19 protein-coding genes are annotated in these 16226 nt (G+C 58.6%); 4 read left to right on the plus strand and 15 right to left on the minus strand.

Annotation, left to right across the window (positions count from 1 at the left end; all coding sequences use genetic code 11):
• Positions 1-25 precede the first annotated feature (25 nt).
• Entirely contained in the window at positions 26-1423 is a 1398-nt protein-coding gene (locus ROSMUCSMR3_RS09975; protein ID WP_008282800.1) for an aspartate aminotransferase family protein, read from the plus strand.
• A gap of 7 nt (positions 1424-1430) precedes the next feature.
• On the opposite strand, the gene ROSMUCSMR3_RS09980 is transcribed toward ROSMUCSMR3_RS09975, so the two are convergent.
• From ROSMUCSMR3_RS09980 to ROSMUCSMR3_RS10040, 13 genes are all read right to left on the minus strand, one after another.
• Entirely contained in the window at positions 1431-2495 is a 1065-nt protein-coding gene (locus ROSMUCSMR3_RS09980) for a YeeE/YedE family protein (RefSeq protein WP_081507217.1), read from the minus strand.
• Between the two features lie 101 nt (positions 2496-2596).
• On the minus strand, positions 2597-3028 hold the full coding sequence (locus tag ROSMUCSMR3_RS09985; protein WP_081507218.1) for a DUF302 domain-containing protein: 432 nt from the start codon (positions 3026-3028) through the stop codon (positions 2597-2599).
• 37 nt (positions 3029-3065) lie between these two features.
• Positions 3066-4334, minus strand: coding sequence for an NAD(P)/FAD-dependent oxidoreductase (locus ROSMUCSMR3_RS09990; RefSeq protein ID WP_008282797.1), 1269 nt, complete (start codon positions 4332-4334; stop codon positions 3066-3068).
• A gap of 28 nt (positions 4335-4362) precedes the next feature.
• Positions 4363-5067: a c-type cytochrome gene (locus ROSMUCSMR3_RS09995; RefSeq protein ID WP_008282796.1), complete on the minus strand. Its 705-nt coding sequence runs from the start codon at positions 5065-5067 to the stop codon at positions 4363-4365.
• Positions 5068-5076: 9 nt separating this feature from the next.
• The gene (locus tag ROSMUCSMR3_RS10000) at positions 5077-6135 is read right to left on the minus strand and encodes a c-type cytochrome (RefSeq protein ID WP_081507219.1); all 1059 of its coding nucleotides are present in this window, start codon (positions 6133-6135) and stop codon (positions 5077-5079) included.
• The gene (soxC, locus tag ROSMUCSMR3_RS10005) at positions 6119-7402 is read right to left on the minus strand and encodes a sulfite dehydrogenase (RefSeq protein ID WP_008282794.1); all 1284 of its coding nucleotides are present in this window, start codon (positions 7400-7402) and stop codon (positions 6119-6121) included. The genes ROSMUCSMR3_RS10000 and soxC overlap by 17 nt, the downstream gene beginning before the upstream one ends.
• A gap of 26 nt (positions 7403-7428) precedes the next feature.
• Entirely contained in the window at positions 7429-9126 is a 1698-nt protein-coding gene (soxB, locus tag ROSMUCSMR3_RS10010) for a thiosulfohydrolase SoxB (protein WP_008282793.1), read from the minus strand.
• A 99-nt stretch (positions 9127-9225) separates the two neighbouring features.
• A complete protein-coding gene (gene soxA / locus ROSMUCSMR3_RS10015) occupies positions 9226-10083 on the minus strand; it encodes a sulfur oxidation c-type cytochrome SoxA (RefSeq protein WP_081507220.1) in 858 nt (285 codons plus the stop codon).
• 27 nt (positions 10084-10110) lie between these two features.
• Entirely contained in the window at positions 10111-10440 is a 330-nt protein-coding gene (soxZ, locus tag ROSMUCSMR3_RS10020) for a thiosulfate oxidation carrier complex protein SoxZ (protein ID WP_008282791.1), read from the minus strand.
• A gap of 22 nt (positions 10441-10462) precedes the next feature.
• Positions 10463-10879 carry a thiosulfate oxidation carrier protein SoxY gene (gene soxY, locus ROSMUCSMR3_RS10025; RefSeq protein ID WP_008282790.1) on the minus strand — a complete coding sequence of 139 codons (417 nt, stop codon included), beginning with the start codon at positions 10877-10879 and terminating at the stop codon, positions 10463-10465.
• A 40-nt stretch (positions 10880-10919) separates the two neighbouring features.
• Positions 10920-11390, minus strand: a complete 471-nt coding sequence (gene soxX / locus ROSMUCSMR3_RS10030; RefSeq protein ID WP_037298674.1) for a sulfur oxidation c-type cytochrome SoxX — start codon at positions 11388-11390, stop codon at positions 10920-10922.
• A 107-nt stretch (positions 11391-11497) separates the two neighbouring features.
• The gene (locus ROSMUCSMR3_RS10035; RefSeq protein ID WP_081507221.1) at positions 11498-12076 is read right to left on the minus strand and encodes a thioredoxin family protein; all 579 of its coding nucleotides are present in this window, start codon (positions 12074-12076) and stop codon (positions 11498-11500) included.
• A gap of 15 nt (positions 12077-12091) precedes the next feature.
• Positions 12092-12829 carry a cytochrome c biogenesis CcdA family protein gene (locus ROSMUCSMR3_RS10040; RefSeq protein WP_081507222.1) on the minus strand — a complete coding sequence of 246 codons (738 nt, stop codon included), beginning with the start codon at positions 12827-12829 and terminating at the stop codon, positions 12092-12094.
• A 79-nt stretch (positions 12830-12908) separates the two neighbouring features.
• Here ROSMUCSMR3_RS10040 and ROSMUCSMR3_RS10045 point away from each other — a divergent pair, with 79 nt between their 5' ends.
• The 3 genes from ROSMUCSMR3_RS10045 (at position 12909) to ROSMUCSMR3_RS10055 (ending at position 14713) form a co-directional block, all read left to right on the plus strand.
• Positions 12909-13277, plus strand: coding sequence for a hypothetical protein (locus ROSMUCSMR3_RS10045; RefSeq protein WP_081507223.1), 369 nt, complete (start codon positions 12909-12911; stop codon positions 13275-13277).
• A gap of 62 nt (positions 13278-13339) precedes the next feature.
• On the plus strand, positions 13340-13624 hold the full coding sequence (locus ROSMUCSMR3_RS10050) for an ArsR/SmtB family transcription factor (RefSeq protein WP_375554764.1): 285 nt from the start codon (positions 13340-13342) through the stop codon (positions 13622-13624).
• Between the two features lie 42 nt (positions 13625-13666).
• Positions 13667-14713: a YeeE/YedE family protein gene (locus tag ROSMUCSMR3_RS10055; protein WP_081507224.1), complete on the plus strand. Its 1047-nt coding sequence runs from the start codon at positions 13667-13669 to the stop codon at positions 14711-14713.
• Positions 14714-14909: 196 nt separating this feature from the next.
• Here ROSMUCSMR3_RS10055 and ROSMUCSMR3_RS10060 read toward each other — a convergent pair whose 3' ends face one another.
• Entirely contained in the window at positions 14910-15794 is an 885-nt protein-coding gene (locus ROSMUCSMR3_RS10060; RefSeq protein ID WP_008282783.1) for an MBL fold metallo-hydrolase, read from the minus strand.
• Complete coding sequence (locus ROSMUCSMR3_RS10065) at positions 15791-16225, minus strand: DUF6691 family protein (RefSeq protein ID WP_081507225.1); 435 nt, start codon at positions 16223-16225, stop codon at positions 15791-15793. The genes ROSMUCSMR3_RS10060 and ROSMUCSMR3_RS10065 overlap by 4 nt, the downstream gene beginning before the upstream one ends.
• Position 16226 lies beyond the last annotated feature (1 nt).

Genomic DNA, 16226 nt, shown 5'->3' on the forward strand with positions numbered 1-16226 from the left:
GAACCGATTCGGGAAAGGGAATGCCATGACGATGATCACCAACCATATGCCGACCGCAGAGTTGCAGGCGCTGGACGCCGCACACCACATGCACCCCTTTACCCATGGCAATCAACTGAGCGCCAAAGGCGCACGGATCATCACCCGAGCCAAAGGCGTGACCCTGACCGACAGCGAGGGGCATGAGATCCTCGACGGTATGGGCGGGCTTTGGTGCGTGAATATCGGCTATGGGCGCAAAGAGCTGGCAGATGTCGCAGCGCGGCAGATGATGGAATTGCCGTTCTACAACACGTTTTTCCAGACGAGCCATGTGCCCGCCATTGCGCTCTCGGCCAAGCTGGCAGAGCTGGCACCGGAGGGGTTCAACCATGTGTTCTATGCTGGGTCCGGATCTGAGGCGAATGATACCAACCTGCGCATGGTCCGTACCTATTGGGCGCAGTTGGGCGAGCCCGAGCGCAACGTGGTCATCAGCCGCAAGAATGCCTATCACGGCTCTAGCGTGGGCAGCGGCAGTCTTGGGGGCATGTCCGGCATTCACGCACAGGGCGGCCTACCTATTCCCAACATCTACCATATCGACCAGCCGCATTGGTATGCCGAGGGCGGCGATAGCGACCCCGAGGCATTCGGTCTGGAACGCGCCCGACAGTTGGAGGCCAAGATCGAGGAATTGGGCGCGCACCGCGTCGCCGCATTCATCGCAGAGCCAGTGCAGGGCGCGGGTGGCGTGATCATTCCGCCCGACAGCTATTGGCCCGAGATTCAGCGGATTTGCGATAAATACGGCATCCTCTTGATTGCAGACGAAGTGATCTGTGGGTTTGGCCGCACCGGCAACTGGTTCGGTAGCCAGACCTATGACATCCGTCCCGATATCATGACCATCGCCAAGGGTCTGAGTTCTGGGTATGCACCGATTGGCGGCTCTCTTGTGTCGGATCGGGTGGCCAAGGTGATCAACGCCTGCGAATTCAACCACGGCTACACCTATTCGGGGCACCCAGTGTCCTGTGCCGTTGCATTAGAGAACCTGCGCATTCTCGAAGAGGAAAAGATCATCGAGCGCGTGGCGCATGACACCGGGCCGTATCTCCAAGAAAAGTGGAACTCTCTGGCAGAGCATCCGATGGTGGGCGAAACCCGGATTATCGGCATGATGGGGTCGCTGGCGCTGACCCCGCACAAAGCGAGCCGCGCCAAATTTGCGTCCGAGCCGGGCACCGCAGGCTATATCTGTCGCGAGCGGTGTTTTGCCAATAATCTGGTGATGCGCCATGTAGGCGACCGTATGATCATATCGCCGCCACTTGTGATCTCGAAGTCCGAAATCGACACGCTGATCGAACGGGCGTGGATATCGCTCGATCAAGCGGAAAAGCAAATCCGCGATGAAGGCTTGATGAAGGCCGCCGCCTGAGGCAGAATTACGATGTGGCCGGGCGCAACACGCGCCCGGTCAGCATGAGATGCGTGGCCATTGCACCGATCCACATGCAGGTCACGGCCACCCATGCAGTCAGAGCGAATATCGCCCCACCCGACATGCCCGCACCCACCGCACAGCCACCCGCGAGCATGCTGCCAAAACCCATCAGCGCAGCCCCGATCAGATAACGCTCCATCGGGGTGTCGGGACCAAATCGCTCGATCTTCCATTCGCGGGTTAGGATGGCCATGGTGGCGGCACCGGTAAACACCCCCGGCACAAGGCCCACACCAAAACCAAGCGGTAGGCTGGTGCTGTTGACCAATCCCATCAGCGTATCTGTGGACGGGCCCGTAAAGGTAACAGAGGAGATTTCGACCACCTCGAACGAGGTCTGGGCAATGGCATAGGTCAGCAGCCAGCCAAGACCCACCGCACAGCCAACCAAAGCGGCGGCAAGGGCGTGGCTGAAGCGCACGTCGCGCTGAAACGCTAGAAAACACCCCGCCGCCAGAACCAGTGCCGCGATCAGTGCCGCCATGCCCGGGCTCATACCGAGGAGTGACAGGATATTGCGCGCCTCACCCCCTGGCATCAGCCAAAGGCTTGCCAATGCCTCACGCGAGGGGGCCAGAACACCCCGCAGCGCCGATTGCGCCACGAGCGTCAGGACAAGGCCGGTTATAATGGCGCGCAAGTTGCCGGTAGCAGAGAGCACAAGCAAACGGCTGGCACAACCGCGCGCAAGGATCATGCCCGCCCCGAACATCAGGCCACCGATAATGGCCCCCGACATACTGCCCGTGGCTGCCAGTGGTCGCGCCTCTGAAACGTCAAGCAGGCCAAGCGCAATTGCCCCTTGCACCGAGGTGACACCAGCCGAAAACGCGATAAGCCAGATCGAGAGGCGTGGCCCGAACCTGCGTTCTGCCACCTCGATTGAGGCGGCACGCAGACAAAACCGGGAATGTTGGGCGGCGGCACCAAAGAGCACGCCGACCAGAGCGCCCGCCATGGCCAGAACCGCCCCGTCGCCAAATCTGTCTATCAAGGATTCAAGCATATGCCGCCCTGCGATGAAAGATGTGACCAGATATTAAGTCAGGGGTCTACACGCCTTGATATGCGTCAATCGGGCCGCCGAAGCAGCCCGATTGCACTGGCTTATTGCAGCGCCTCTTGAACAATATCGTCCAGCATCGCCTGCACGTTTTGCATCTCGCCCTCTGGGTAGTTGCGATAGCCGATCAAGACCTCGCCGCCCTGATCGGCGACAAAGATACCATAGGGGCAGTGGGCGATGTTCATGGGGTCTGCCTCCATCACCTCGCGCGAGAGAGTGGCGGAACAGAACAGAAAGATATCCGCTGCGTCGAAGATTTTGACATCGCTGCCCACATCTGCGCCGGTGCGATTCAACATGTCACCCACGTGGCTTTGCAGGTCAATGACCAGCCCGCGACCGACAATGGCGCTTTCGACGGCAAAGGTTGCATCGTCAAAGCTGCCGTCAAAGGGATAGGTGGTGGCCTGCTCTGCTGCCGCGGCGGGCAGCGAAATCAGGGCCAGAGCACCAGCCAGAACTGTGCGTTTCAATGGAAATCTCCTCTTTCAGAGTGGCGATCGCGCGTATTCAGTTGAACATGTCCGTGGTGATCCCGGCATACCAGCCGACAGATTCCTCATAGGTTGCCTTGCGGGTCACAGCATCCTCGCCAGTCTGAGAAACGAAACCGTCGACCTTGGCGATCTTTTCCGGTGTTGCCTCGTATGTAGCGCCAACCTTGACGCCATCGTCAGGCGCGATGAGCGACCAGCAGGTGTTGGTGAACTTGGCTGGAAAGACCTTGGAGCCGGTCAGCGCACCGCGCACCGCCATGGCGCAGACCTTGGCCTGAGAATTGGCGGCAAAGCCTGATTTTGGCATATCGCCCTGTTGGGCCGCATCGCCCAGAACATGCACGTCCGGGTCCGCCTTGGAGGACATATCCGCGGCATTGACAGGCGCCCAATTGCCATCGGTGACGCCCGCCATATCGGCAATACGTCCGGCCTTTTGCGCCGGGATGACATTGCAAACGTCCACCTTTTCGACCGATCCGTCGATGTCCACGGTCATCGCCTCGGGATCGACGGTCACGTTTGTTGCGCCGAAATCCGGGCCGACCCGCTCGATCATGCCGCTGTAGTGGCGTTCCCAGCCTTCCTCGAACAGCGCCTGTTTCGAAAATGTCTCTTTTGGATCGACCAGCAGAATCTTGGCGGTTGGGTTGGTTTGCTTGAGCACATGCGCCACCATGGAAATCCGCTCATAGGGCCCCGGAGGGCAGCGGAACGGGTCGGGCGGTGCGACCATGGCAAAGCGTCCGCCCTGCGGCATCGCCATGATCTGCGCCTTGAGAAGTTCGCTCTGCGATCCGGCCTTGTAGGCGTGAGGCATCTTGTTCTGCGCGGCAACGGACCAACCGGGCACGGCGCCCTCGACGAAATCAATGCCGGGGCTGAGGATCAGTTTGTCATAGGACAGAACCGCGCCCCCCGCGAGGCTGACGGTTTTGGCATCCCGGTCCACATCAACGGCCCAGTCATGCACGACGTTGATCCCGTATTTGGCTGCAAGTGTGCCATAGGTGTGGGAAATCTCGTCTAGCTCGGTGAAACCGGCGATATAAAGGTTGGAAAAGTAGCAGGTGAAATAACTGCGCGAGGGCTCGACCAGGGTCACATCAATCGCGCCCTTGCTGTCCTTGGCGATATAGCGCGCGGCGGTGGCCCCACCCGATCCGCCACCGATCACCACGACACGGGGCTTGCCGTGGGTATCGGCAAGGACATGCGGTGCCGAAAGGGTCGCAGCGGTTGCCGCGCCCACGGCAATAAACTTGCGTCGGTTAAAGGTCATTTTCAGTCCTCCCTGAATGGACCTCGGTTCAGTCGAGGTCCTTGAAATAGGCCGCCAATGCCGCGATCTCCTCGTTCGACAGGCGTCCGGCCATCATCTGCATCACCGGGTGGGGACGCAGTTTGTCTTTGTATGCGTGCATGGCGACCACGAAATCCTCTTCGGGCCAGCGGGTAATGGATGGGATCCCGTCGCTCGAGCCATCGGCCTGATGACAGCTTACGCATTCGCTAGACAGGTATTCGCCATATTCGGGGTCGCCCTGAATCGCCAGAATTGCGGGATCAACGGTGTGATCCGTGCCCCGCGCGGTTGGAGCGGCCTCTGGGATATTTGCGGGGCTTGCAGAAAAGCGGCGCAGATAGGCCATAAGATCCGCACGATCCTGCGCGTCCTTCATGCCGCGATAGCTCATGCGGGTTTTAGACACGAGCGCGCGGGGATTTTCGATATAGGCGTCGAGCGTGTCAAAGCCCCATATCAGCCCATCAACCCCAGCGCGCTGCATTGAGGCGGAATAAGCAAAGCCTTCGTGCGACGCGACACGCCGCCCGAAGAGGCCATTGAGATGGGGGCCGATCCGGTCCTCGGCCCCCTTCCCGATTTCATGACAGCCTTTGCACTGCCCATAGAGCGTCTCACCAGCCTCTGCGTCACCTACCAATTCGGCCTGCGCTGCGCCTGCCGCGAAAACAGCGGTCAGGGCAATGAGCAAGAGGCGGCGCGCTATCATGGCCTCAGTCTACTTACTGAAACTTGAAAGATAAGCTGAAATTGCCGTGAGGTCCTCATCCTTTTTGAGGCCTGCAAAGCTCATTTTGGTGCCTTTCATAAAGCCACGTGGATTGGCGAGAAACGCAGTCAGCGTTTCATCTGTCCAGATCAGGCCATCCGCCGCCATGGTTTTCAGCACGTCAGAGTATTTGAACCCTTCCACCGACCCCGCCGCACGCCCCATAACCCCGTTTAGCATTGGGCCAACACGGTTGCTGGCACCTTCGCCAACCTGATGACAGGCGCTACATTTCTTAAAGACCTTTTCGCCGGCAGCGATAAGGGCCGGATCAATTTCATCCACCTCGGCAGCGGCCGGGGCCGACTCCTGTTCAGTGGTGGCCTCGGCCACGTCGACAGGCTCTGCTGCGCTCGCCCCTTCTGTGGCGGACTGTTCGTCTGGCGTCACATCCAGAACGGTGGCGTGCATCGTGATTTCGACACTTTCCTTGCAGTTTTCCATGCAAGGATCACCGTGCCAGATCGCATATTCGGTCTCGGCGCGGTCATCGACGATGAAGCCGCCCGCGTTGGGCAATTCCACATCCATGAAATTCTCGTGGCTCAGCTCAAAGTCATCCTCCACAAGGTTGTTGGAGTAGAGGATATAGGCAACGATGGCATAGACCTCATCCGGTGTCAGGCTCTGCGCGTTGCCAAAGGGCATGGAGCGGTTGACGTAGTCAAACACGGTCGAGAGATAGGGCCAGTACGAGCCCACCGTCTTGAGCGGGTCGTCACGGTCCAGCGTATCGGCACCACCAGCCAGTTTGGGCCAGTTGCCAATACCTTCAGCGAAATCGCCATGGCAGACCGCGCAATGCTCGCCAAAAACCTCGTCGCCGGTCCAGACGTCGCCCGATCCTTCGGGAAGACCGCGCCCGTCTGGCATGACCTTAACATCCCAAGCCGCGATCTCTTCGGGCAGGGCGGGCCGCCCTAGGCCGTATTCACCCGCCCAGAGGGCAGTTGCCGTGGCGCTGAGAGCAAACCCTGTGACCAACGTAAACTTAAGAAACTTCGACATTTTCTGCCTCCCCGTTGGGCCGCACCCACCATGTCTGAATACAGTTGTTGTGATAGACCGAGTTAAGGCCGCGCACCTCGCGCAGTTGCGCCTTGGTCGGCTGGATATATCCGGTCTCGTCCATCGCACGGCTCTGGAGCAGCATTTCTTCGCCGTCCCATGTTGTGTCGAGGTAGAAACGGGTCAGCGCCTTGGCCTCGCCCGGTTTGGCGAGACGGGCGGTTTCCCAGGTCTTGCCACCATCCTTGGACACGTCCACGCGCGTGATCGCACCATGACCGGACCAAGCAAGACCAGTGATCACGAGCGGGCCTTTGCCATGTTTGATCGGCGATTGCGGACTGGGCGAGGTGATGACCGATTTGGCATCCATCACCCAAGTCCACTTGCGGCTTGTGCCATCCTCGAGCGTGTCGGTGTATTTGCTGGTTTCTTCGCGGCTTTCGACAGCGGCGTCGGTCACTTCGATGCGACGCAACCACTTGACCCACATATTGCCTTCCCAACCGGGTACGACAAGGCGAACGGGGTATCCATGTTCTTTGCGCAGCGCCTCGCCATTGGCCTTGAACGCAACAAGGCAGTCGCCAAGCGCTTTGGCCATGGGGATCGAACGGCCATTGGAAGACGCATCCGCGCCCTCGACATAAACCCATTTATCCTTGAGATCACCCGCCGCGTCCAATCCGGCCTCTTCCAGCAAGGTGCGCAGGGAGACGCCGGTGTATTCCATGTTGTGGATCATGCCATGGGTGAACTGTGCGCCGTTCAGTTGTGCGCCCGCCCATTCCATGCCGGTGTTGGCCGCACATTCGCAGAAGTAAACGTGGTTCTCGCGTGGGAAACGCTCAAGATCCTCGTAGGTAAAGACCAGCGGCGTATCAACAAGGCCGTTGATCATCAGGCGATAGTCCTCTTTCTTGAGGTCGATTGCGCCGGAATGGTGCCGCTCGAACGCGCAGCCCTGCGGTGTGATCGTTCCGTCGAGCGCGTGAATGGGGGTAAAATTGATCGAGCTGATCGGATCGGCGGTGAGCCACGGCACATTGCGCCGCACCACGTCCGCCTCATATTCAATGGGCAGGCCATAGGGGGTGGCATCAACCCCATCGCCAAGGCTGATAGCCCAATCCTGCACTTCGGTAATCAGTGGATCTGGGGTGGCGGCCTGTGCCGCACCCGCCGCGACGGCCCCAGCCGCCGCTGCCACGCCACCGCGCAAAAAGGCGCGCCGGGAGGTGGGTTTGCCTTTGAATGTCCCTGACATCTCAAATGCCTCCTTTCAGCAAGTCGTTACGCGCCAATCACTTGGACGCTGTTATTGGGGGCGACACTGACCGTGCCGAGTTTGCGAATGTGATTTTCGACCACGTCCCAGATTTCTGGGCCTTCGGTGTTTTCATTGACCGAAGCCCAACCGGCGACGACATAGGATTTCGCCGGATCAATCGCCTCGCCGGTCTTGAGCAAGGTCATATCGCTGATCCGGCTGCCCTGCGGCTGGTTGATGTCGATCCGGTATCCCATGCCACCGATGCGCACCATATCGCCGCCCTGCTGGTAATAGGGGTCGGGGTTAAAGATGTTGTCGGCCACGTCTTCGAGAATGACCTTGATGAATTCGCCTGTCATTTCAGAGCGATAGGCTTTGCCATAGGTCATTGAGGTGACATTGAAGATATCCTCGCGGGTGATGTCCTGACCGGGGATCAGGCTTGGCCCCCAGCGAACACCGGGGGACATGGCGATATCGGCCTCACGCTCGGACAAAAGCGCGTCACAGATCAGATCATCCCACGTGCCGTTGAAATTGCCGCGCCGGTAGAGCAGGCTGTCGGTCTTGCCAATCACCTCGGTCAATTGATCGAGATAGGGCGCGCGTTGTTCCTCGATGAGGGTGGCCACCTCTTTGTCAGGTTCGATGACATCCGAGAAGATCGGGATCAGCTTGTGGCGAAAGCCCATCATCCGGCCATCGCGCACATCAAGATCAACGCGGCTCACGAATTTGCCGTTGGAACCAGAGGCGACGATGATCGTCTCACCAACCAGAACGGGCTCTGGCAGGGCGTCATGGGTGTGGCCTGACAGGATCACGTCGATGCCGGTCACACGGCTTGCCATCTTCTTGTCCACGTCAAAACCATTGTGGCTAAGGCAAACAACGAGTTCAGCACCTTGGCCGCGCACCTCGTCCACCATGGCCTGCATATTCTCGTCGCGGATACCAAAGCTGTATTCCGGGAACATCCAGCCGGGGTTGGCAATGGGCATATAGGGAAAGGCCTGACCGATGACGGCGATCTTGACGCCACCCCGCTCAAAGAACTTGTAGGGTGGGAAGATCTCGACCGGCTCGTCCCATTCCGCGTCAAAGATGTTCTGTCCAAGCGCAGCAAAGGGCAGGCTTTCGACGATTTCCTGAACGCGGGCGGACCCGAGTGTGAATTCCCAGTGAAAGGTCATCGCGTCAGGCTTGAGCGCGTTCATGACATTGACCATGTCTTGGCCTGCTGTGTGGTAGCAGGTGTATGACCCATGCCATGTGTCGCCACCATCGAGTAGAATGGCATCAGGGCGGTCGGCACGAATGGCATTGATCACCGTCGCCATCCGGTCCAGCCCGCCAACCTTGCCATAGGCCTGCGCAAGCGCGCTGAAATCGCCAGCGGACAGGGCATAATGCGAGGCGCTGCCATCGTCGATGCCATAGAGCTTGCGGAAGTCTGCGCCTGTAACATGCGGCACGGCCCCCTTGTTTCCACCCACGCCGATATTGATCGACGGCTCTCGGAAATAGATCGGTTTGAGTTGGGCGTGAATGTCGGTGATGTGGATCAGGCTGACATTGCCAAAGGTGTCGAATTGCAACAGTTGGTCCTGAGTGAGCGCCTGTTGAGCCGCCAGTTTCGCCCAATTGCCAAAGGAAGACGCCCCAAGAATGGCTGACGCCGCCATGCTTGTCTGAAGAAAATCACGCCGCGAGATCATGGTGGACCTTTCCAACTCCCGCACCTATCACATGCGGATTCTTGAATGTTTTTGGATATAGAAAACCCCGCCGACTGAAAGTCAGGCGGGGTATTCCGGTTAGTTTCGGATCGACGGGCCTTCGACCGACAGACCGTTGCCGCGCGACGCGACATAAAGCTCGAGCGCGATGAACTCGGGGCTGCCAACAGCAAAGGTTTCGCCGCGCGTGTCGCGGATACAGCCACGGAAGCGGTTTTGAACGCCGACCAACGCGGCATCCTTGAGGCGGTAGGCGGGGAAGGCGTTGATCTGACCCTGACTCAGGTGATCGGCCCGGATCATGTTGCCATAATTCTGCTCGTGACAATTGGCGCAAGACAGTTCGAGCTGACCGTAACGGGTATAGTACATTTCCTTGCCCAGCTCCCAAGTCGCCTGAGCCGGCCCATCAATTGCAACGTTAACCGGCAATCCGCGCGAGACAGAGGCGAGCAGCGCGGTCATGTTGATCATCTCGGTCCCGCTGTATTTCCACTGTTCTGCGCCCATACGCTCGGTCCGGCAGCCGTTGACCTGCATTTCAAGCGTGCGCACTTCGCCAGCGGTCTCGTTCCACTTGGGATAGACGGCGCGTACGCCCTTCATGCTCTCGGCGGCATCACCATGACAGCTTGCGCAAGATTTGCCTTCGGTGCCTTCGGCGGTTTCCCACGCGGTCATCGCATTCTCAACAAAGATCATGCCGGGATTGTCGAAATCATCGGCTTGCATGGCGCGGGTTTCCGCTTCGCGGAAATGCCACCCTGACAAAACTTCATCAACACTGTCTGCAAGATGCGCAGGGGCTGCGGTGCGGGTGATAATCTCGATTTCTTCGTTCACGATCAGCGTGTCATCCACAGCTTCGGCAAAGGCCGCCCCTGCCAAGAGCGCCGTTGCGCCGATCAGACCGGTAATCCGTCCTGTTCTTTTCATTCTCGTCCCTCCCTTGACGATTGACCCTTACTTCAACTCGATTGGCTTGATGTCCTCGTAAACCGAGCCGTCGTCGTCGTACCAAGTGAACTTGAATTCACCGGCTTCGGGCACGATGGCCGCGAATTCGATGTAAGGGTTGGTCGAGATTGCGGGTTCCATCGTCACGTCGACGATGCTCTGTCCGTTGAACTCGCAGGTGAACCGATTGATGATAGAGCGCGGAATGATATTGCCTTCTTTATCCTTGCGCTGACCGGATTCCATCGGGTGGCTGATCAAGGTCTTGATCGCAATCGCTTCGCCAGCGGCTGCGGATTTCGGGACCTTGACGCGGGGTGTGACGTCTTGTGCCATTCTGGTTTCTCCTACCTATGCCTCAGCCGCCGCAGCCGCCGATTGTAACCTTGACGTTGCTCGATGCCTTGGCAAAAGAGCCGTCGCTCATCTTGGCAATCGCCACCACGTCCTGCGTGCCTGCAAGACGAATGCGCGTGGATGCGGTTTGCGATGCGGCCAAGGGGCCAAATTTGAAGGTCGCAACACCGGGGGTCGGGTTGCCCATAGCCAGCACAAGGATTTCAACGGCACCTGGGGCCGCAACCTCGATCGGCACGGTATTGCCATTCTCGGCGATTTCGGGGGCGGTCAAGGTGATCCCGCTATCGGCAATAGCGGCGCCTCCGGTGAATTCGGCGATGCGATCCTCGCCTGCTGCGGTGGCGCGCATGGGCAAGCCAAAGGCGACAAAGGCGCCTGCCCCCATGATCATCACGTTGCGTCGTGTCAGTGTCATGTTTTCAAACTCCTGATCTTGGTCACGCTGTCTGGCGCGATTACTCTTTGAGGGTCACCAGATAAGCGACCACATCTTCAACTTGCTGTGCGGTGAGGAGGGGGCCGAATGTGCTGTCAGCCGCTTCGCCGGTAAAGGCGTTGCCCGGTCGCGTATACCCGTCCGTCCGATAGAAAGACGGCATCAGCGAGTCAGGGAACATCATCTTGGCGTTGGCCACGATGCCACGCAGTTCGGCTTCGCTCCACCGGGAACCTGTACCATCCAGCATCGGCCCGATTTCACCATGAAACGGAACGTCACTCATCTCGGTGATCTGATGACAGGCAACGCAATTGCCCAACGCTCGGTTGGCCAACACCTCACGGCCCGCCACCGGATCACCAACCGTGCCGCTTAATGAGTCTGTTATGGCCCCATCGGTAAACTTGACATCCGTCGGCGCAACTTCGGCCGCTGACGCGCTCATTGTCGCGCATATCAGCGACACCGTGAGAATTGATCGTTTCATGCGTCCTCCCTAACACATTCAGATTTTTGTATATCATAGAACACAATCACGCGCTCACACAACAATAAATTCGTATTCTTGAATTTAATGTGTTCCCGCGCGTGTTCTCACTGCGATTTCTCAGCCTCCCGTTCGGCGATGCGGCGCGCGTGATAGCGCTGGAAATCTTCCTCAGTATCAAGCGCATAGCGCTTTTCTTGCACCCAAGTGAGCAGATCCAACGTGGTGCCCGGACCAAAGGCGCCGGGCATCATTGCCACCGCCGCCTGTGCCGCTGTCTGATCCTCTGCCACCTCTTCGGGCAGGAACAGAATCGACGGCGTAAAGAGCAGGCCCCATTTGCGCGCCGCCTGTTTCTCGCTCAGCGACTCGCCATCGAAATCGATCACTTCCAGATCACCATGCAGATTGAGCTGCACGACAAAGAAGTTCTCGCGAATGAAATCGGCAATCTCGGGGCGGGGAAACACCTCTTCGTGCATCTTGGTGCAGTAAATGCAGCCGCGCTGCTCGATCATCACCATCAGCCTTTTGCCCTCGGCGTTGGCATCCTCCAAATCCTCGCGCAGGTCCTTGAAGGTGTCACGCATCCAGTCGGTCTTGTGCAGGCCATCATCGCCCAATTCCGCCGCAGCGACCGGCAGAGAAAACAGGACGGCGGCCAGCAGGGTCAGAACTCGTTTCATCTTGGTCCTCCTCGATTAGATGTTTTGGAAGGCTGGGAATGTCTCCAGCATCCATTGGGCGATGTAATTGACGCTGTCGGTGGCAATGAGCGCGGCGAAGATGATCAGTAGCAGCCCCATCGCCTTTTCGACCTTGGGCAGGTGGCGGCGGAATTTCGAAGCAAAGCGCAGAAACGGCCCGATAAAAAGCGAGGCCACCATGAAGGGCGTGGTCATGGCCAGACCAAACACCAAGAGCAGCACCAGCCCTTTCATCGCCGTGGCCTCGGTGCTTGCAGTGAAAACCACGGCTGTCAGCACACCGCCCACACATGGCGTCCAACCTGCGGCAAAGGCAAAGCCAACCACATAGGCGCCAAGCACCGACATGTTCCGGGTATCGCCCGCATCCATCTGAAACACCCGGTTAAGAAAGCCGATGCGCAGCACACCCAAAAAATGCAGCCCGAGGATCAGCACGACGAGCGCAGCAAAGAGGCGAAACTCGGTCTGAAAGCCGCGGAACGCCTGGCTGAGGCCAAAGGCGGCTGCCCCTAGCAAAACAAAGACAGTGATGATTCCCGCCGAGAACATTACCGATGCGGCAAAGGCACGGCGGCGCACGCCCGGGGCAAGACGGCCCTCGGCGCTGATCTCTGACATCGACGCTCCGGCCATGTAGCTGAGGTAAAATGGGACGATGGGCAGCACACAGGGCGAGAAAAAGACGATCAATCCCCCGACAAAGGCGCTGAGCAGAGAGACATCGAACATGGGGAATCCTTAGACGGGTTGATCCGCAAACATATTCAAACTATCATATGTTTTAGTCTGTCCGTCAATCGGAACACCGATGCGTATGCTTGCTACCTTTCTCGTCAGCCTTTTTCTGACATTCGGCCTGATGGGTCCGCTCTTGGCGGCAGAACTGCTCATGGTCGAGCGGCATGGCTGCCATTGGTGCGAGCGGTGGAATGCCGAGATTGGCCCGGCCTATCCCAAAACCATCGAGGGCACACGCGCGCCCTTGCGTCGGGTGCAGATCAACGCGCTGCCCGAAGATATCGCCTTTTCCAGTCGCCCCATTTTTACCCCAACTTTTGTTCTGGTCGAGGACGGTCAGGAACTGGGCCGGATCGAGGGCTATGCGGGCGATGAATTCTTTTGGTTTCTGCTGACGCAGCTTTTGGATGCGCATCCCGACGCAACCAAAGCGCCGTGATTCCGATGCTACGCCGCGCTCCTCCTCCGCAACTGGATGTGTCGAACGAAAGCGTCGATGCGATGCTCGATCTGGCGCATACGGCGGCAGAGTTTCTCAAGGCAATCAGCCATGAGGGGCGGTTGATGATCCTGTGTCATCTCGCAACCGGTGAAAAGACAGTAACCGAACTTGAAGATCTGCTCTCGGCGCGACAGGCGGCCGTGTCACAACAGCTCTCACGCTTGCGCTTGGAAGGGCTGGTTACACCACGACGTGAAGGCAAAGCCATCTATTACCGTTTGACAGACCGGCGCGCGATACAGATGCTCGAAACTGTCTACGATCTGTTTTGCAAGCAGCCGTGATTCACGCGCCGCGGCCTTGCCAGCGTCAAACGGAGGAGCATCATGCCCGGTGGCATTTCTGAATCCCTGATGATCCTGATATTCGGCTTTGCGGGCGGCATGATACTTGGGCTTGCGGCGCGCATCGGACGTTTCTGCACCTTGGGCGCGATTGAGGATCTGCTCTATCAGCAGAGCGATACGCGTCTGCGCATGTGGGGGCTGGCGATTGGGGTGGCGGGGATCACGGCCTTTGGGCTGGCCGGTCTGGGCCTCTTTGATATTTCAGCCAATGCCTATTGGATCACGCCTTGGTCGCCGCTGGCCAGTGTTTTGGGTGGGCTGCTCTTTGGCTATGGTATGTCGCTGGCTGGGAACTGCGGCTTTGGTGCGCTCGCACGATTTGGCGGGGGTGATCTGCGGGCCTTTGTGATCGTGCTCGTGATGGGCATTTCAGCCTATGTGATGATGTCAGGCCCCTTTGCCCGGCTACGGATCATGGCGACAGAGGCGACAAGCCCTGCGTTGGAAAACCAGTCCTATGCGCAGATTCTGGGCGCGCTCACTGGGCTCCCGATGATCTGGGTCGGATTGGCGATTTCAGCGCTGATATGCCTAGCGGCGCTTGCCTCGCGCGACTTTTTACAGAACCGTCGGGCGCTCTTTTGGGGGGCGATGGTTGGGATTGCGGTCACATCGGGCTGGTTTGGCACCTCTTGGGTGGGCACGCATGGATTCATGCCGCAGCCGGTGCAAACGCATACATTCTCTGCGCCCCTCGGCGAGACTATCATCTTTCTGATGACCGCCAGCGGTGGTGGCCTCAGCTTTGGCGTGGCGTCGGTCTTTGGCGTGCTGGCCGGCGCGTTTTGCGGCAGCCTGATCAAAGGCCATTTCCGGTGGGAAGCCTGTGAGGACCCGAGGGAACTGCGGCGGCAGATGCTGGGCGCGGTCTGCATGGGCTTTGGCGCAGTGCTGGCCTTTGGTTGCACGGTCGGGCAGGGGATTTCCGCCTTTTCGGTGCTGTCCTTTAGCGCGCCGATCACCTTTGCCGCGATATTTGTGGGTGCGGCGATTGGCTTGCGCCAGCTCATCACCGGCTTTGCCTGATCGCCCCCACGGAATAGGGCACACGAGAGTGAAAGGCGTGGCTGGTGCCAAATACCCCACAGGACGGATCGAGGCATACAGCCCCGCAAGATGCGCCTAGGCCAGAGATTGTGGCATAAGCATGATCACCGCCGCTAGACCGTCATTGGTTAGCATGATCCGAGCATAGCGCCCCCTGCCCTGCCTTGGCGTTGGCTTAGAGACGGTTAACAGGGAGCTTCAACATCGGGTTGCCCGCGCTATCACGGGGCAATTCGCCCGCGCGCATGTTGACCTGCAAAGACGGCAATATCAGCCGGGGCATGGCAAGCTGTGCGTCGCGCTCTGTGCGGAACTTCACAAAGTCTTCACGGGTCTTGCCGCCGCCTACATGGATGTTATGCGCCCTTTCCGCCCCGACGGTGGTTTCCCACTGAATATCGCGGCCGTTTGGGCCGTAATCGTGGCACATGAAAAGACGCATGTCGTCGGGCAGGCGCAGAACCCTTTGGATGCTGTCATAGAGCTCACCCGCATCACCGCCGGGGAAATCCGCCCGCGCAGACCCACCATCAGGCATGAAGAGCGTGTCGCCAACAAAGGCGGCATCGCCCATCACATGCACCATGCAGGCGGGCGTGTGGCCGGGCGTGTGGATCGCAAGGCAGTTCATTTGGCCTACCTTATAGGTGTCACCATCTTTGAACAAAGCATCGAACTGGCTACCATCACGCTGAAACTCGGTGCCTTCGTTGAATATTTTGCCAAAAGTGTCCTGAACCACCAGAATCTTTTCACCAATTCCAATCTTGCCGCCCAGCTTCTGCTGAATATACGGCGCTGCCGAGAGATGATCGGCGTGGACATGGGTCTCGATGATCCATTCAAGCGTCAGGCCGTGATCCATAACATGGGCAATCATTGCATCGGCATGGGCATAGGTGATCCGCCCTGCTGCCATGTCGATATCCATCACGCTATCAATCACGGCACAGGCGCGCGATTCGGGGTCCTTAACCACATAGCTGATCGTATTCGTGGCCTCGTCAAAGAATGCTTTGACCTCTGGCTTGACGCCCATGTTCACGGGATAGTCGGTCATGCCGTTATCCTTTTGTCTGACTGTTTCGTTTGAATCATATTCGCCACCCAAATCCCGGACAAGAGCGCGGCTACAAAGGCCAGCACCTCGTATTTGCCAGAGCCAAGCGCCGGAATAGCCGCGCCGGGGCAAAACCCGGCGATGCCCCAACCAAGGCCAAAGACCGCTGACCCCCCAATCAGACGGGTATCAATGACCGTCTTGGTGGGCAGCTTGAACTTTGGCTCGAGGATCGGCTTGGGGCGTCCGAGCACCACGCGGTAACCGACAAAGGTGGTAAGCAGCGCACCACCCATCACAAAGATCAAGCTTGGGTCCCATGTCCCGGCGATGTCAAAGAAGTTGAGCACCTTAGCCGGATTGATCATACCAGAGATGGCAATTCCCACGCCAAAAACAAGACCGACAAACAAGGCTGACAGAATGCGCATG

It is taken from the genome of Roseovarius mucosus (genome assembly GCF_002080415.1).
GTDB classification, from domain to species: domain Bacteria; phylum Pseudomonadota; class Alphaproteobacteria; order Rhodobacterales; family Rhodobacteraceae; genus Roseovarius; species Roseovarius mucosus_A.

Bases quoted from the DNA above. Each gene is read 5' to 3' on its own strand.
- ROSMUCSMR3_RS09975 (WP_008282800.1), top strand. From the start codon at position 26: ATGACGATGATCACCAACCATATGCCGACCGCAGAGTTGCAGGCGCTG.
- ROSMUCSMR3_RS09980 (WP_081507217.1), bottom strand. From the start codon at position 2,495: ATGCTTGAATCCTTGATAGACAGATTTGGCGACGGGGCGGTTCTGGCC.
- ROSMUCSMR3_RS09990 (WP_008282797.1), bottom strand. From the start codon at position 4,334: ATGACCTTTAACCGACGCAAGTTTATTGCCGTGGGCGCGGCAACCGCT.
- ROSMUCSMR3_RS09995 (WP_008282796.1), bottom strand. From the start codon at position 5,067: ATGATAGCGCGCCGCCTCTTGCTCATTGCCCTGACCGCTGTTTTCGCG.
- ROSMUCSMR3_RS10000 (WP_081507219.1), bottom strand. From the start codon at position 6,135: ATGTCGAAGTTTCTTAAGTTTACGTTGGTCACAGGGTTTGCTCTCAGC.
- soxC (WP_008282794.1), bottom strand. From the start codon at position 7,402: ATGTCAGGGACATTCAAAGGCAAACCCACCTCCCGGCGCGCCTTTTTG.
- soxB (WP_008282793.1), bottom strand. From the start codon at position 9,126: ATGATCTCGCGGCGTGATTTTCTTCAGACAAGCATGGCGGCGTCAGCC.
- soxA (WP_081507220.1), bottom strand. From the start codon at position 10,083: ATGAAAAGAACAGGACGGATTACCGGTCTGATCGGCGCAACGGCGCTC.
- soxZ (WP_008282791.1), bottom strand. From the start codon at position 10,440: ATGGCACAAGACGTCACACCCCGCGTCAAGGTCCCGAAATCCGCAGCC.
- soxY (WP_008282790.1), bottom strand. From the start codon at position 10,879: ATGACACTGACACGACGCAACGTGATGATCATGGGGGCAGGCGCCTTT.
- soxX (WP_037298674.1), bottom strand. From the start codon at position 11,390: ATGAAACGATCAATTCTCACGGTGTCGCTGATATGCGCGACAATGAGC.
- ROSMUCSMR3_RS10035 (WP_081507221.1), bottom strand. From the start codon at position 12,076: ATGAAACGAGTTCTGACCCTGCTGGCCGCCGTCCTGTTTTCTCTGCCG.
- ROSMUCSMR3_RS10040 (WP_081507222.1), bottom strand. From the start codon at position 12,829: ATGTTCGATGTCTCTCTGCTCAGCGCCTTTGTCGGGGGATTGATCGTC.
- ROSMUCSMR3_RS10045 (WP_081507223.1), top strand. From the start codon at position 12,909: ATGCGTATGCTTGCTACCTTTCTCGTCAGCCTTTTTCTGACATTCGGC.
- ROSMUCSMR3_RS10050 (WP_375554764.1), top strand. From the start codon at position 13,340: ATGCTCGATCTGGCGCATACGGCGGCAGAGTTTCTCAAGGCAATCAGC.
- ROSMUCSMR3_RS10055 (WP_081507224.1), top strand. From the start codon at position 13,667: ATGCCCGGTGGCATTTCTGAATCCCTGATGATCCTGATATTCGGCTTT.
- ROSMUCSMR3_RS10060 (WP_008282783.1), bottom strand. From the start codon at position 15,794: ATGACCGACTATCCCGTGAACATGGGCGTCAAGCCAGAGGTCAAAGCA.
- ROSMUCSMR3_RS10065 (WP_081507225.1), bottom strand. From the start codon at position 16,225: ATGCGCATTCTGTCAGCCTTGTTTGTCGGTCTTGTTTTTGGCGTGGGA.